At 76.4% G+C, this 1,269-nt stretch carries 1 protein-coding gene; it reads left to right on the forward strand.

The window, feature by feature from the left end:
* Positions 1-93 precede the first annotated feature (93 nt).
* On the forward strand, positions 94-1,269 hold a 1,176-nt coding region (locus HII36_RS55230), incomplete at its 3' end, for an MFS transporter (RefSeq protein WP_328808334.1).

Consider the following 1,269-nt stretch of genomic DNA (forward strand, 5'->3'; position numbering starts at 1 on the left):
GCGGGTGGGCTGGGTCAAGTTGACCGCAGGCCGTACCAGGGTCGTGCGGGCCGACCCGGACGGCCCCGGCTGGAGCTGGGTGGAGGTGGACACGTGAGCGTGACGTCCGCGCCGGCCGTCCGCACCGCAAGGCCGGTGCTGTTGTTCCTGGTGGTGGGCCTGGCCGGGTTCGTCACCACGCTGGACAACACGGTCGTCACCGTGGCCGCCCCCAGCATCGGGCGCGACCTGGGCGCCGGGCTGGCCGCGCTGGAGTGGGTGGCGACCGGCTACATCCTGACCTTCGCCGGGCTCATGCCGGCCGGCGGCCGCCTGGCCGACGTGTACGGGCACCGCCGGGTGCTGCAGGCCGGGTTGTTCCTCTTCACCGTCGCCTCGCTGGGCGCCGGGCTGGCCGGGTCGATCCAGGCGCTGGTGGCCGCCCGGCTGGCGCAGGGGGTGGGCGCGGCGCTGGTCCTGCCCGCGACGCTGGCCGTACTGGCCGGGCGGGAGGAGCGGCAGCGGTCGCAGGGCGTGGCGGTGTGGATGGCGTCCGGGGCCGGGGCGCTGGCGCTCGGGCCGGTCGTGGGCGGGTACCTCAGCCAGCACTGGCACTGGAGCTGGGTGTTCCTGGTCAACGTGCCGATGGGCGCGGCGGTGATCGCGCTCGCCGCCGTGGCCGTCCCGCCGGGCGGCCCGGTGGAACGCCGATCGGTGGACGTGCCCGGCCTGGCGGCCTCCGGGGTGTTCCTGGGCGCGGGGACGTACGCGCTGATCCACGGCGGCGCGCACGGCTGGACGTCGCCCCAGGTCGTGGCGGCGGGCCTGGCGTGCCTGGCCGGTGGGGCGGCGTTCCTGGCGGTCGAGCGGCGGGCCGCAGAGCCGATGGTGGACCTGCGGCTCTTCCGCGCCAGGGCCTTCACCGGCGGCGTGCTCGCCCAGGTGCTCTGGGGCCTGGGCGTGAACGGCGTCTTCTTCTACACCGCGATCTTCCTGCAGGACGTGCTCGGGTTCTCGCCGACGGGCTCGGGCGTGGCGTTCGTGCCGCTGGCGCTGCTGGTCGTGGTGGTGACGCCGCTGGTCCCGATGCTGGAGCGGCGGCTGGGCGCGGGGCACACGGTGGCGCTCGGGCTCACGCTGGTCGCGGCCGGGATGGCGGTGGCGGCGTTCCTGGAGCCAGGCGACGGCTGGACGCGGCTGCTGCCCGCCGTCTGCGCCATCGGGGTGGGCTCGGCGCTGACCATGCCGCTGGGCTCGGCGGTGCTGGGCGCGGTGCCGGAGGATCGGGCG

Origin of the sequence: Nonomuraea antri, from assembly GCF_013283785.1 — a bacterium.
In the GTDB taxonomy this organism is placed as follows: Bacteria; Actinomycetota; Actinomycetes; order Streptosporangiales; family Streptosporangiaceae; genus Nonomuraea; species Nonomuraea antri.